Below are 14,593 nucleotides of genomic sequence, written 5' to 3'. Positions count from 1 at the left end.
ATTATTCTTGTATTATTTGTGTTTCGAAGATGACTTCGCTCTCCAATGTTCTATGTACTGGACAACGTGAAGCTATTTCTTTGAGCCTTTCTTTTTGACTAGCATCTAAGTTACCAACAAATTTTAGTTTTTTACTAATATGATCTAAGTATTTTGGCTTATCGACATCGACTTGCAAATCATCACTGTGCTTTCTGGAATGTGATATATACACAAAGACTTCCTGTAAATCCCATTGTTTGCGCTCTGCGTACATCTTTAAGGTCATTACCGTGCAAGCAGCTAGCGCAGCATTAAGATATTCGTAGGGCGAAGGTCCAAAATCACTACCGCCAATATCGATGGGTTCGTCAGCTATTAAGGTGTGATTTTTGGTCTGAATCGAGGTCGTAAAATTATCTTCAACTATATTTAAATGACCCACCAATTGCTCTCCTTCTGTGCTTAACATTCTATTTTCGACTTTAGGAAAATAACGCTTTGCCCATGTACCAATGACTTCACCAACATACTGGCTATCGTTTTCTTCTGTCAATAAATGATCGGCATTGTCCAAGGTTATAAAACTCTTTGGATGAAAAGCTGTTTTATATAATTGTTCTGCATTTTCAATCCCGACAATTTTATCGAATGGGGAATGCATAATAAGCAATGGCTTTCTTAACTTCCTTACAATTGTGGGTAAGTCGGTTTTATCGAACTCATCTACAAAGTCTTTATTGATTTTAAAAGGCCGTCCACCTATATTCACTTCTGCCTCTCCGTTCTCTTCGATGTCATCTATACCATGAGAAAATAAGTGCTTTACATGAGTTACCGTAGCCGGAGCACCAACTGTGGCGACCGCTTTAACAGCATCTAATTTTGAAGCAGCAACGAGTACTGCAGCGCCTCCCAAAGAATGCCCCACCAATAAACTTGGTGCCTCATAATGTTCTGCCATATAAGCATGGACATCTAACAAATCATCAATGTTTGCGGAAAAATGGCTGTCTGCAAATTGGCCTTCACTACGCCCTAGACCTGTAAAATCAAAACGCACAATAGCAAAACCGTCTTGTGCTAGCGATCTGCTAATATGCCGTACCGCGCTTAAGCTACTACTGCACGTGAAGCAGTGCGCGAAAATAGCATAGTAGTTGGGTTTTTGATTGGCTGGCAGTTCGAGTTGGGCATTAAGGGTTAAGCCTTTTCGATTGGTTATTTTTAGTTTGGTACTTTTCATTATACGAATATTAGTTCTCGATGCAGTCCCCACATTTATAGCAAGGACACCCGTCTGCCGACAGGCGGGCCCGAAACAACATTAGATTTAATTTTCAACTATTACGCCACGCCAAAAAGCCACATGGTTCTTAATTCCTTTTGCCAATTCTGATACTTCAGGGTAGTACCAGGCGGCATCAGTATTCTGCTGTCCATCGACCTCAACAGTGTAATACGATGCTGTCCCTTTCCAAGGGCAAACGGTATGTGTGTCACTTGGTTTAAAAAATTCCTTATTTATACTTTCGTGAGGGAAATAGTGATTTCCTTCTACAACGACCGTATCATTACTTTCTGCAATGACTTTATTATTCCATATAGCTTTCATATATCATACTTTAATGTCAAGAACTGCAAGACAACATTGAACATCCCACCTTATGTCTTGCCCACTCTGGTCGCTTAGCAAACCATTTTTGGAATTCTGGTTGCTCGTCATAGGGTTTTTTAAACAACCCAAACAACTCATCAATTAGATGATAATTGCCCTTATCTGCTTCATCTATAGCTAATTGTGCCATGTAATTTCTAAGCACATATTTTGGGTTGACCCTGTTCATATACGCTCGACGTTCTTGATCTGTTAGTTGTTCTTTTTGTAACCTTTGGTCGTAAGACTTAAACCAAACTTTCCATTGTTCAGCTGTAGCGTCCGAAATCTCAGTCGGGTTATAAAATGCTTCATTTATCGTTTTCAATCCACGCTCTTCGTCACCTCTTAAATAATTAGACAACAACCTAAAAAATAGAGTCATGTCTGTTTCTGAGAGTAATAGGCAATCCTCTAAATCTTTAATTAGATGAACGTCACTCTTGTCTTCAATCATTAGACCTAGCTTTGATCTCATCATCTCTAAGGATTTGGTCTCGAAATCGGTTTGATATTGCTTCAAAATGGATTCAAAGGGTTCTGCTTCTTCTACCAATGGATAAAGCGCATTGGCCAGTTGCAATAAATTCCAAAGTCCAATATTGGGTTGATTACCATAGCGATAACGCTTGTTTTGTCTATCAGTCGTATTTGGCGTCCAACCAAAATCAAAGCCTTCGAGCCAGCCATAGGGCCCATAATCTATCGTCAGCCCTAAGATGGACATGTTATCGGTATTCATTACCCCATGGACAAAACCAACACGCTGCCAATGGATAATCATATCTAAAGTTCTATTGGCAACTTCTCCGAAAAGTTTTATGTAAGTCGCTTTGGAAGGTTCTCCTAGTTCTGGATAGAAATACTTTATCGTATAATCCACAAGTCGTTTTAGATTTTTATAATCCTGTCTTGCAGCGAACAACTCAAAGTTTCCGAAGCGGATAAACGTTGGTGCCACCCTACAAACAATAGCTCCTTTCTCGTAGGCTGCATTGCCATCGTAAAGCATATCTCTTAGTACGTCATCACCAGATAACATAAGACTTAAGGCTCGGGTTGTAGGGATACCTAAATGAAACATAGCTTCGCTACACAAATATTCACGTATGGAAGATCTTAAAACTGCTAAGCCATCGCCCTGTCTTGAGTAAGGTGTCTCACCTGCTCCTTTTAGTTGTAAAGCCCAACGTTTTTGGTCGTGTACAACTTCAAATAGGTTTATGGCCCTACCATCGCCAAGTTGGCCTGCCCAATTGCCAAACTGATGGCCAGCATAAGCCATCGCATAGGGTTGGGTTTCAGGATAAATCTCAGATCCTGAGAAAATATTTAAAAAGTCTTGGGATTTGCTATCTTTTTCGCCTAAGCCAATTGCCTTGGCCATTTCTAAAGATGCATGAATCAATTTTGGATCTGACGGAACTTTGGGCTTAACATAGGAATGCATAGCCTCAAATACTTGTCGTCTCGAATTCTCGATATTTGCATCCGAAGGCAATTCTCTAGTAAAGGTATCTTCAATGTTCAATTTCATAAAGTCCCATCAAAATTTTAAAATCTAGTTTCAGTACGGTAATTAAATCGGGTTTGCTACGTCTAAGCCTTAAGTCGAAAAAGAGTCTAATATCTTATCAAGCCACTCATTGGCTAAGTTACCAATTTAGGAATTGAAAAAGGTTATAAATTATTCTTAAATTAGGCTCATAGTTTTAGTATATGGAAAATATCATCCTTGAAGCAGAGAAGTTCATAACCTCACATTTGAATGAAAATTTAGACCCCTCATTTGTATATCACAATCTAGCACATACCCAACGGGTCGTCAATAAAATTAAAGAGCTTACTGAAGATAGTGCTATAAGCGAAATCGAAAAACAACAATTGATTCTTGCGGCTTGGTTTCACGATTCAGGATTTACCAAAACCATTGAAGGCCATGAAAAAGTAGGTGCAGGTATTGCTTCTGATTTTTTAAAATCACACAAGGTTTCTGACGAAAATATAAAGGCCATAACTAATCTTATTTTGGCTACCGAAATGAACCATGAACCTAAAAATGAACTTGAAGGTTATATTAGAGATGCTGACTGCGCCCATCTTTCCAGTAAAAATTACAGTGATTACGCTGCATTGTTGCGAAAAGAATGGGAATTAACCATGGATAAAAAAGTTTCTAAGGCCGATTGGCTGCAAGAGAATATTAAGTTCCTAACAAGTCATAGTTTCAATACTGATCTGGCAACCCGCAAATGGCAAGGTCGGAAAAGTAAAAATTTAGCCAGCCTGCTTCAAAGTCAAAATAAGATTAAAGCTGACGGCGAAAAGCTGAAACAGAAAAAAGCAGAACTCAACTTTAAGAAAGAGAAATTGGATCTACCTGATCGTGGTATTGAAACCATGTTTAGAGTGGCTTTAAGGAATCATATTACACTAAGTGATATTGCAGACACTAAGGCCAATATTTTATTGTCCGTCAATGCTATTATCATTTCTTTGGTACTATCGAATTTAGTATCCAAATTAGACAACCCATCTAACACCTATTTAATCTGGCCTACGGCAATTTTTGCTGCTTCTACTGTGGTGTCCATTATATTATCCGTACTTGCAACAAGACCAAACGTTACCAGCGGGAAATTTACCAAAGAAGATGTTGCTAATAAAAAGGTGAACCTGTTATTTTTTGGGAATTTTCATAAGATGAGTCTACCGGAATTTGAATGGGCCATGCAAGAAATGATGAAGGATAAAGAATACCTTTATGGGTCCCTAACCAAAGATTTATACTTTTTGGGATTGGTACTTAATAGAAAATATAGCCTCCTGCGACTGACGTATACCGTCTTTGCGATAGGCATCATCATAAGCGTGATCGCCTTTGCGATAGCATTTCAGTTTTCTGGTGCAGAAAATAATGTTAAAGCTATTGTTGAAACGGCGTCGCTTCTTTAGGACTTGATTTCTTTCATTAAATCATCGTAAGTATAGAAGGCTTTATCATCTTTGTCCTTATGATAAAGCACACTCACTCGTAGCGCTTTTAAACCCGTTACTGCTTGAAGATCTTCTAGCTCAACAATCTCAACATCCTCATCCAAATACTTCTTGGATTGTAAAAATTGAATGTATCGCAAATACTCTCTTTCGTCTTCTTTTTGGGAATAGACAATAGTGATTTTTCCCTTTTGAGTCACACGTTCGGTGGTACCTTTGATATAAGCTTTATCTACTCGTTTTTTTACGATTTCGTAGCGTGCATTATAAGTCCCATCCACATCAAAGTGCTTTTCGTCCATTCTAAAACTAATAGATAATGGTTGGTTGAACACCAAAATCATAGAAGCCACGTCTAATGCTACAGGAAATTCGGACTGCATCTGGTAGTAAGCGTTCTCCATTTCTACCATGACCTGTAATTGCCACAATCTAAGATTGTAGAGATATATTGGATTAAAGCTATTCTCTTTGGTAATCGACTCACCGATGTACATATTGTGCTCTACGCCATCTGTTTTAAAGCGTTCAAAATAGTGAGGGTACATGGCCTGAGCACCAACTTGCTTCTGATCCAACAGCGCCGCCATCTCTCTATTGATTAGAGCAATGGTATCATCGTAGTTTTTTCTATGGTGATATAGTACATTTAATTCGTCATTAATACTCTCGTAATAATCCTCTATTAAAGACTGCAACGCTCTATTTTTAGATAAATGGCCTAATACAGATTCCATATCATCCTTAAAGAAAGCAGAAATTTGATGTTCGCTATCGACTTGAAAAGAATTCTTGAGTCCAGATAAAAATTCATCTATCTGATAGATATATTGATCATAAATCGGTAGCTCTTCTTGTTGTGATGCTTTTTCTAAAATGCGTTTTATGGTTTTCAATTGCATGGTTAAATCTTCCTTGGTTGCCCAGTTTCGCGCTTCGGAAGATCCTTTTATATCTATCTGCCCATAGAGCGGATAAATGTTTTCGAATGCAATTTTGTTAAAGGTTGGCTCCTTACCATTCAGCTCGTCTTTAATAAAGTTTCGCGCTTCTTTCTCAAACCTCCAATGCACACTTGGGTGTATCGATGTACATTCTTTTTGAATAATGGCTTCGATAAGGTTTACCTCATCATTTTTTGAACGTTCAACAGCCGATATAATAAACGGCATCACATCTACTAGCTTGTTGGCATTTATGCTGTTTAAAACTTTGGGCTCTTTAGAAACGATCTCTAAAATACCCATGAGCCCTTCATCGCTTGCAATTGGAGCAAAAATGGCACTCTTATAACCCTGATCATGTAGAACTTTGACATGAGGGGCATGACCTTTAGAATGCTTATAAGCCCTATCGACGTCAGACACCGAGAAATAATTTTTTTCGCTGATGAGTCTATTATAAGACCACTCACAAAGCGCATCTCCACAGGATAGCGCATCTTGGTTGTTTAATAAGAAGCTATTCATTCCTACGCCATAAACGCGCTCAAAAGTGCTCTCTTCTTGATTATAAATCGAAAAGCCAACCTCTAGATTCTTAAACCCGAATAAGGAGCGGAAAATTTCATAAAATCCTTCCATAAAACTCTCATCGTTGCGCTTATCTTCACCAATCAGAGAGGATTTAATATTTGAAATGGATTGGTCATCGGTAACGTCGAAAATATTGGATATTATAAACCCTTTAAATTCATAACTATCAGCTGGGAACTTCTCTTTCCAAAGATCAATATTCTCGAAATTATCTAATAGCTCATCAAAATCCTCTTGTGTTATGGGTTGGGCATTTTCCCTAGGATTGATTTCCATAAAATCTGCGTTATACAATATCTTATAATAACGCATAATGCCATTGGCATCTGGGATTTCGTAAAAGAAAGGACGCTTAAAATTGAGGTCGTAACCATAACAGGCCTTTAAAATTATAGCACAAGCTATGATATAACTTTGATCTAAAGGCATATTCTTTACCTTAAGCTCAAAATCAGACCCTACAGTTTCTAAAATAGAATCGAACCTTTCTGAAGTTTTAAATACATGGTTTTGGAAAGGAACCGTTGCTAACTTTATTTCGTTGCGCGTTAACAAGGGATTAAAAGCATCATGTAAAATATCATTGATCTCGGACTTATAGGTATCTAAAAAAGTTAAATCACTAAAGCCCTCTCGCAATACAGGATTATCCTCTGCAATCTTCAGTACCCTACGCGCATTAGTAGTCACGTAATCATTGTCTGAAGCGATGAGATTTTCGTACTCATTAAATAGTTTATTAAAACTAACTTTTATGATGAAAGGGGATTCTATTTGGTCGTTTATATCCATAGTATCACTCAATAACTAATGCAAAGTTACGAATATTTGAAATAGTCGTTTTATGTAAGACTACCTTACATACAGTTTGTTACAGGAAATTTCAAAAAAATTACTACTATATAACAGGACTATGGACCCTATTTTACTTCTTAACAAAACTCACTAGTAAAATCCTGTATTTCAAATAGTTTGTTATGACTATGGTAGCTTATTCAATTCTACTTTAGCACACAACCCTAACAAACAGTCAACGATGATACTATTAGTTTAAAAGTTGTCTGCATAAATTGCACTACTGAGACTTGTTAACTTGTACCCGTCTGTCTGCAATCTGCAAGAGCTTGGAAAAGCAAAAAACCTCAGTGATTAACTAGAAAAGACCTTTATTATTTCTTCTCTAATAAAACAATATCATACGCCGAATTAATAACCACTTTTCCATCGGCAACTGTGATATCTTGATTTGAGTAAGCATCGTGTAACACATCCCCATTCTCAAAGACCTTAGATACATCTAAAGTTTTTTCTCCTTTGTCCAGTTCTAAACCGATGACTACATGATCTTTATAATCGCCTTTTTGCAGACTTCGGTAAAATGCATAAGGTTTTTGAGTAATCATTTGATGTGTTCCAGCACCTATGGCGGGATGCTTTGCTCTAAACCGCCCTAATTTTTGCCAATGGGCTAACACATCTTTTGTCTCGTTGTTGCTTTCAATCTCACCCCAATTCATAAAAGACCGCAATGTCGCATCTCCTTCAGTCCCTTCGATGACTAAGGGTCGTGCAGATTCGTCACCGTAATACACTTGAGAGGTTCCTGGAGATAATAATAATCTATTAGCGGTCTCAAATGGTTTTTTGCGTGAGGCGTCATAGGGGCTTCCATCGTCATGAGAACTCAGATAATTTAAGGTTCCAAAATCCTTTAAATCCGTAGATAAAAGCTCGTGGTATTTCTTAAACATATCCTCATAACCCATTTGTTTGGCGTTCCACTTAAATTCAAAATTGATTAAGCTTTGAAAACTTGGTGGGTCAAAATAGTTGACTTTTTTATCGCCAAAGTCAAATAATTGGCCTCCACTAATGTTATAATTGTACACTTCACCAACTAAATAGAAATTATTGTCATCAACTACTTTTTCAGGGTTATTTTTCTTGAATTGAGCAAAAGCGTAATCGCATTCTTTTTTGAATTCCTGCCATACATATTCTTCGGTATGTTTTACGGTATCGACACGATAGCCATCTACACCAAATTCGGTGATGTAATCGGTTAACCACTTCATGATATAAAATCGCGGTGCTCTCGGATGACCTGTTCTTTCAAAAAATGTATCTAATTCCTGGACTTCTTGCTCATAGCGACCTTCGGCTTTCCATTTTTCTACCAATTGTGGCGGTAACTCTACATTGTCATTGCTTTCGGTTTTGATATCCGGTAGATTGGCTACTAGAGTACAGCTGACAGTATTTTCGTAATTGTCGTACGAACATTGTTTATCGGTACGCACCCATTCCTTAGGCCAAACAGGATCTTTTTCTGTCACTGGACCCGTGTGATTAATAACGGCGTCCAGAACTATCCGAATGCCCTTTGCATGGGCTTCCTTAACCAGCTCATGCAAATCCTCTTTGGTTCCATAATTGGGATCGATATTGGTCCAGTCCTTAGCCCAATAGCCATGGAATGCATAAGTCACTCCTGTACCTTCATCTGTACCTCCATGAATTTGTTCTACAATCGGAGTCATCCAAATGGCATTGATGCCCAAATCCGTAAAATAGCCTTCCTTAATTTTTTGAGTAACACCTTTTATATCACCACCTTCAAAACCTCGAAGCTTACCTGTTTTCTTAGTTCTATCGAAATTAATATCGTTAGATGGATCTCCATTATTAAAACGGTCCGTTAGCAAAAAATACAGATTAGCACCTTCCCAGACAAATGGTGTATCTACAGAACTTGTAGGCTTTACAACATTGGCATCAACTTCTTCTTTTGACGGGTTATTTTTGCAGTTTGTAAGCATAAAGCAAAGCATCATTAATGTGACTGTTTTTTTCATATCTGTTTGTTGTTAGATGAAACTTCTGGACTGTCTGCCCGCCTTATAAGACTGAGAAAGGCGTAGCACTCGAAGTGACATTATTCTTTTTCAATTCTTAAAATAAACGACTCTAAAGGTTTAATATCTATACGCACCTGAGCCTTTCCATTCTCTACTTTTAAGGTAGAACTGTAGGTATTATACAACTGGTCTTCTACTTTATATTCACCATCCTGAAGCTTCAGTTGATTGACCAGATCTTCCGGTAGCTGCAGCTCAAAACCATAGGTGTTTTGGGCATTAAAGTTTGAAACCATTATTAACTGTTCATCATCTGACCAACGCACAAAACTCAATACTTTGTCATTATACCATTCGGTGTTTTGCTGATTATACAGGTGAATATCTTGATAGTTACCCATTAATGCAGAACTGTTAATGGTAAAATTGAGCAAACGCTTATAAAAGTCGCGCAACTCTAATTCCTCTTTGGTCGATTGACCTCCATCAAAGTTTTTGTTATTGACCCAACGTACCATACTAGGCACTGAACCATAGTCGAAAATTGTCGTACGTGTTGGATCTCCAAATCCTAAGTCCTCGGCTCCCGGCTCACCAAACTCCTGACCAAAATATACCATAGTTGGTGCTGTTGTTGATGTCGCTGAAACAACCATAGCCGGTTTTCCTTTTAAAGCATCACCTGCAAAATCCGGGCTAGCGATGCGCTGTTCATCATGGTTCTCCAAAAAGTGGAGCATGTGGTGTTCTATATCGCTCAGCTCATCTAGAATTGGCGGGATGTGATCCGTTTTACCATGACCTTGCATTACATGTTTTAAAGTGTCGTACAATTGTACTTTATCGTACAGATAATCCATTTTTCCTTTCTTGATGTAATCGCGATACAAATGTGGTTGATACACTTCCGCCAATAAAAATGCATCTGGATTTTTCATTTTAATATGCGAATTCATGTAACTCCAAAACTCTACGGGTACCATTTCCGCCATATCAAATCGAAAACCATCTACGCCTTTGGCCGTCCAATAGAGTGCAATGTCCTTAAATTTCACCCACGAGCTTGGTACCGTTTTATCCTTCCAGAACTCATAATGCTTTTTGTAATCTTCATTTTCAAAACCTTCGGGCAACTCGTCAAAATCTTTTTTTCCTTCAGGACTAATACCATAATTAACTTTCACCGTCTCATACCAATCGTACATATCGGGTTGTGATGCTCTTGATCCATTACCCGTCCATTTTGCTGGGACTTCATCAAATTTGCTATCCGCCAATGGATGGTTTTCACCTCCTAAAGGTTGGTAATCGTTTTTCCAGACAGGCACTTCAAAAGCTTCTCCAGGATTATAATAAAAGTTGTTATTTACACTATAAGTTATCGTTTTGTCATCTTCCTCACCAAAATCGCTTGTGCCTTCTGGATTAGTTAAACTTTGATAATTCCTTGCCACATGGTTGGGCACAATATCGGTTATGACTTTAAGTCCTGCTTTGTGCGTACGTTCTATCAAAGCTTCGAACTCTTGGAGTCTATTCTCTACATTTTCTGCTAAATCTGGATTAACATTATAATAGTCCTTCACCGCATAAGGAGAGCCTGCTCTACCTTTTACAATATCCGGATCGTCATTAGAAATCCCATATTTAGTGTAGTCGGTAATAACATCGTGGTGTGGCACACCCGTATACCAAATGTGTGTAACGCCTAAGTCCTTAATTTCAGAAAGCGCTTTATCCGTAAAATCATTGAACTTTCCAACACCATTTTCTTCAAGTGTACCCCAAGGTTTGTTGGTCGTATTGGTATTTCCGAACAGTCGTGTAAAAACCTGATAAACAACTTCTTTTTTCTTCATTTCTGACTTTATTTCTTCAGTTTTGGCAGTAGCTATAGTGGTGTCTTTTGGATCATTTTTGCATGCCACGGTAAATATTAGCATGAGTGCAATTGTGGATATAAGATTTCTATTCATGTTTATTATATATAATGAGGCTTCGACTGTGCTTACGCTAGCCGACTTCGCCATAGTAGCAAAAGGCTACGACGGCTGAAAAGCTATGGCGACACGCGTGCGCTCAGCCTGACATTCTATTTACCGAGTTTAATTCGTATTTCTTTCTCTTCTGACGTATCCCAAGTAATGTTAAGTGTTAAGGTTCTATACTTTGAATTATAAGTGCCATTCACCTTCTCCTTATCCACTTTTATTCGCTTGGGTTGTGTTTCAATATTATGAATGGTCAATTCTATGGTTTTCGTTTCTGCCGAATAGTTTTTACCTGTTTCTGCTTCTAAATCTATTTCTAACCAACGCCCTTCTATTTCCGCTTCAAATTCCAGCATTTGATAGGCTTCTTTTTCAACAGCATCTACAGTTTGTCCGTCATCGAAATAAAATTCACGTTCGGATTCTAGCACTGTACTATCGTGATAATACTGCAATTGAATGAGACTATCATCGTAATCTTTTGTGGATTGCATGGCTTTTGCAAGTGGTATAAAAGCACCAGCGCGAACATATACCGGAATAAAAGCTTCATTGAGCTTCACCGTTTTTGTTTGACCACCTTCTATGATCTCATCAGATTCTATATCGAACCAATTAGAGCCTTTAGGAAAGTAGACCTCCTGCTCTTTTTTACCCGCTTCTAAAACCGGTGACACCAAAATATCCTGACCCCATAAATAGGTTTTTGAATAGGTAAACAAGTCTTTGTTCTTTGGCTCTTCAAAAAATAAGGGTCGCATCAAAGGCGCACCTTCCATATGGTTAATGGCCATTAAATTGTAATTGTAAGGCAAAAGTCGATAGCGCATTTGTATGGCATAGCTGGCTAGTCGCTTCGCTTTTTCACTTCTATAAACGGGTTCACTCGCCACCTCTTCATTTGCATGTGGTCTGTAAATAGGTTGAAACGCCCCATACTGCAACCACCGTACATATAATTCATCATCTAGGTTAGCACCTGCAAATCCGCCCAAATCACTATGCATATAGGCAATACCTTGCATACCCATTTGCAAGGAAATTTCTGGTTGTGGTTGAAATCCTCCCCAACTACGGCTCACATCTCCTGTCCAAGGCACTAAGCCATAGCGCTGAGACCCTGAATAACCTGCTCGCATCAGAATAAATGGTCTTTGGTTAGGATTGGCTTCTAAGCTTGCTTCATAAACGAGTCCTGCCCAATCATGTCCATAGATATTGTGGACCTCATCAGCCGATCCTGTGGCATGCTGCACCCAGTTAGGATGCACTTCGGGTTCTCCTAAATCCCCCCAAAATCCGGTGATGCCAAAATCTGTTAAATCTTTATAGATATCCTTGAACCAATTATAACCTTTGTCATCATAAATGTCGATGATTCCGGTATTGCCAAAATAAAAGTCATAGGTTGCAGGTTTACCTAGAGTATCCTTTGCTAGGATATTTTTTTCTACCGCCTCATCCCATCGATTGGATGTTGTTAGGATAAAAGGCTCAGTTATAAGTATGGTTTCAACATCCTTAGCTCTTAAATCCGCTACCATTTGCTTCGGATTAGGAAACGAATCCCTCAAGAACTCAAGATTGCCCATGGTCTCTTTAATGGTTTTCCCAAACCAATATAAATCGAGTATTATGGCATCTACAGGAATATTGTATTCTCTAAATTTTTTAATTGTATTCACCGTTTCCTCTTGGGTATGATAGCCAAAGCGACTCGAAAAATTCCCAAGTGCCCAACGCGGTAACAGAGGCTGCTTTCCTGTTAAATTTGTGTAGTTATCGATAAGGTCGTACCATGTATCACCGACGATAACTTGATAGGTTTTACGACCAGAAATAGTTTCGTAGGTTAATGTATTATCCTTTTTACTATCAAGGTCTAAATACCCTATGGGGGCGTTATCAAAATGAATCATATATTGGTTTGACGATACAACAATGGGCATAGTGTAATTCATTAGCTCACTATGGGTTTGATAGCCATAATGTGCCCTATTGAATAATGGTAAACGATAGCCGCGTCGGTTCATTCCTAAGGCTCTGGCGCCGCCACCGTATAAAACTTCGTCATCGGTTAGATTAAACTCTATCTTTTCGGTTTCATTGGCGACAACATTGTCCTTTACCAAATCCATGGGGTCGTGCTGACTCTTATAGTAGCCACGCTTCTCGGAAAGTATTAGTTTTTCCTTATAATAATACGAGATTTGAAATGGACTTTTATCTATTGTAATATAGAGATCTCCACTTGTTCTCAATACTATGTCTTCCCCTCTTTCGGTAACTTCAAAATTTGAAACATCAGGTTTTAGGATAACGGCATGTGAATCTTTATCCCATTGTTCTCCATTTGGCAGAAAAGTGACTTCGACAATTTCAGGGGAATAGGCTAAAAAAATATAAGTCCCATCATCTACTTTTACACGTGGCGCTCCATCTTCTGTTCTAGAAAAAGACTCAAATGTACGTTCGTAATTCTGAGCTGTTACCGAAGTCGCAAACAGCACATATGCTATATAGAGAATCGTTTTTTTCATTTTAAGACTTTAAAGACCTCATAGAACATATAACTCTCTATGAGGTCCGAGATTTGCTATTAATCTTTACCCAATAAAAATTGTAAGGGTTGATCTAACCTTTGATTCCATGAATTTTCAGAATGCTCTGTATCTTCAAAGAATAGGTTTTTAGAATTCACATCTGTAAATCCTTTTTCCTTTAAAATCGCATCGACTCTAGGCGCATATTGGGGATAATACTGATCTAAGGTTTTGTTCCCATAATCAAAATAGACTTTATGGTTTCCTGCCTTAGGAAAATTATCGCTCATATATTTAAATATGGCCTCTGGATAAGGATTGTCATCTACAGGTCTGGCACCTACCCAATGTGTTGAAAGGCATCCTGCACCTCCAAAAACATCAGGATATTCAGAAATGGCATACATGGACATTAAGCCCCCCATACTAGACCCCATAACATAGGTATTTGATGGGTCTGTAAGCACCGCATATTTTTTATCGATAAAGGGTTTAATTTCCTTCACTATGCACTTTAGGTAATTATCACCATTGAGTTTTATATTCCCTTTACCTGCAATGTCTACCAGAGAATCTTTTACAGTATCATCGATATAGTCAAAGGCTTTTTGAGGAAATAAATCTTGCCAACGAATCTTTGCAATATTGTGAACAGCGACAACAATAAAGTCTTTGGTCTTGGTTTCATCCATAAGTCGACTTGCCCATTCATCAACTTTCCATTCTTGTTTATTCCACGTCGCTGTGCTATCGAATAGCATTTGTCCATCGTGCATATACAGGACCGCATATGTTTTGTCTTCTGTGTAACCTTTTGGCAACCAAACATCCACTGGTCTTGGTGTGATATATTTTGATGGAAAGCTATCAATTCGCATGAGTTGTCCACCATATAGTTTAGCTCCATTAACAGGCTCTACGTTGTAAGCGAGACTTAAAGTATCTTTCTCATCTGGAATGTCTTTTGTTTTTTCATTTTTACACGAAAAAAACGCGATGCAAAACCCTAAAATAAATATCCCTTTTTTCATGA

General features: G+C 38.2%; 9 protein-coding genes. 1 reads left to right on the top strand and 8 read right to left on the bottom strand.

Going from position 1 to position 14,593, the window contains the following annotated elements; genetic code table 11:
• Position 1: 1 nt before the first annotated feature.
• The 3 genes from ACO052_RS06480 to ACO052_RS06470 form a co-directional block, all read right to left on the bottom strand.
• Entirely contained in the window at positions 2–1,225 is a 1,224-nt protein-coding gene (locus tag ACO052_RS06480) for an alpha/beta fold hydrolase (RefSeq protein ID WP_422107191.1), read from the bottom strand.
• Between the two features lie 87 nt (positions 1,226–1,312).
• Positions 1,313–1,594: a DUF427 domain-containing protein gene (locus tag ACO052_RS06475; protein WP_422107190.1), complete on the bottom strand. Its 282-nt coding sequence runs from the start codon at positions 1,592–1,594 to the stop codon at positions 1,313–1,315.
• A 16-nt stretch (positions 1,595–1,610) separates the two neighbouring features.
• Positions 1,611–3,173 carry a protein adenylyltransferase SelO gene (locus ACO052_RS06470; protein ID WP_422107189.1) on the bottom strand — a complete coding sequence of 521 codons (1,563 nt, stop codon included), beginning with the start codon at positions 3,171–3,173 and terminating at the stop codon, positions 1,611–1,613.
• 182 nt (positions 3,174–3,355) lie between these two features.
• Between ACO052_RS06470 and ACO052_RS06465 the strand changes: the two genes are divergently transcribed.
• Entirely contained in the window at positions 3,356–4,591 is a 1,236-nt protein-coding gene (locus ACO052_RS06465) for a Pycsar system effector family protein (protein WP_422107188.1), read from the top strand.
• Here the strand turns inward: ACO052_RS06465 and ACO052_RS06460 are convergent.
• The 5 genes from ACO052_RS06460 to ACO052_RS06440 form a co-directional block, all read right to left on the bottom strand.
• Positions 4,588–6,960, bottom strand: coding sequence for a GAF domain-containing protein (locus ACO052_RS06460; RefSeq protein ID WP_422107187.1), 2,373 nt, complete (start codon positions 6,958–6,960; stop codon positions 4,588–4,590). The genes ACO052_RS06465 and ACO052_RS06460 overlap by 4 nt on opposite strands.
• Positions 6,961–7,337: 377 nt before the next feature.
• Entirely contained in the window at positions 7,338–9,023 is a 1,686-nt protein-coding gene (locus ACO052_RS06455; RefSeq protein ID WP_422107186.1) for an alpha-amylase family glycosyl hydrolase, read from the bottom strand.
• 80 nt (positions 9,024–9,103) lie between these two features.
• On the bottom strand, positions 9,104–11,002 hold the full coding sequence (locus tag ACO052_RS06450) for an alpha-amylase family glycosyl hydrolase (RefSeq protein WP_422107185.1): 1,899 nt from the start codon (positions 11,000–11,002) through the stop codon (positions 9,104–9,106).
• 116 nt (positions 11,003–11,118) lie between these two features.
• The gene (locus ACO052_RS06445; protein ID WP_422107184.1) at positions 11,119–13,557 is read right to left on the bottom strand and encodes a TIM-barrel domain-containing protein; all 2,439 of its coding nucleotides are present in this window, start codon (positions 13,555–13,557) and stop codon (positions 11,119–11,121) included.
• A 59-nt stretch (positions 13,558–13,616) separates the two neighbouring features.
• On the bottom strand, positions 13,617–14,591 hold the full coding sequence (locus tag ACO052_RS06440; RefSeq protein ID WP_422107183.1) for an alpha/beta hydrolase: 975 nt from the start codon (positions 14,589–14,591) through the stop codon (positions 13,617–13,619).
• Positions 14,592–14,593 lie beyond the last annotated feature (2 nt).

The organism is Winogradskyella sp. (assembly GCF_965228925.1).
GTDB lineage: Bacteria > Bacteroidota > Bacteroidia > Flavobacteriales > Flavobacteriaceae > Winogradskyella.
Note: the sequence above shows the minus strand (reverse complement) of the source record. Positions and strands in the feature narration are given on the sequence as shown.

What these genes read in the sequence shown, in the direction of transcription:
- ACO052_RS06475 (WP_422107190.1), bottom strand. Translation starts at nt 1,594, where the DNA reads ATGAAAGCTATATGGAATAATAAAGTCATTGCAGAAAGTAATGATACG.
- ACO052_RS06460 (WP_422107187.1), bottom strand. Translation starts at nt 6,960, where the DNA reads ATGGATATAAACGACCAAATAGAATCCCCTTTCATCATAAAAGTTAGT.
- ACO052_RS06445 (WP_422107184.1), bottom strand. Translation starts at nt 13,557, where the DNA reads ATGAAAAAAACGATTCTCTATATAGCATATGTGCTGTTTGCGACTTCG.
- ACO052_RS06480 (WP_422107191.1), bottom strand. Translation starts at nt 1,225, where the DNA reads ATGAAAAGTACCAAACTAAAAATAACCAATCGAAAAGGCTTAACCCTT.
- ACO052_RS06455 (WP_422107186.1), bottom strand. Translation starts at nt 9,023, where the DNA reads ATGAAAAAAACAGTCACATTAATGATGCTTTGCTTTATGCTTACAAAC.
- ACO052_RS06465 (WP_422107188.1), top strand. Translation starts at nt 3,356, where the DNA reads ATGGAAAATATCATCCTTGAAGCAGAGAAGTTCATAACCTCACATTTG.
- ACO052_RS06470 (WP_422107189.1), bottom strand. Translation starts at nt 3,173, where the DNA reads ATGAAATTGAACATTGAAGATACCTTTACTAGAGAATTGCCTTCGGAT.
- ACO052_RS06450 (WP_422107185.1), bottom strand. Translation starts at nt 11,002, where the DNA reads ATGAATAGAAATCTTATATCCACAATTGCACTCATGCTAATATTTACC.
- ACO052_RS06440 (WP_422107183.1), bottom strand. Translation starts at nt 14,591, where the DNA reads ATGAAAAAAGGGATATTTATTTTAGGGTTTTGCATCGCGTTTTTTTCG.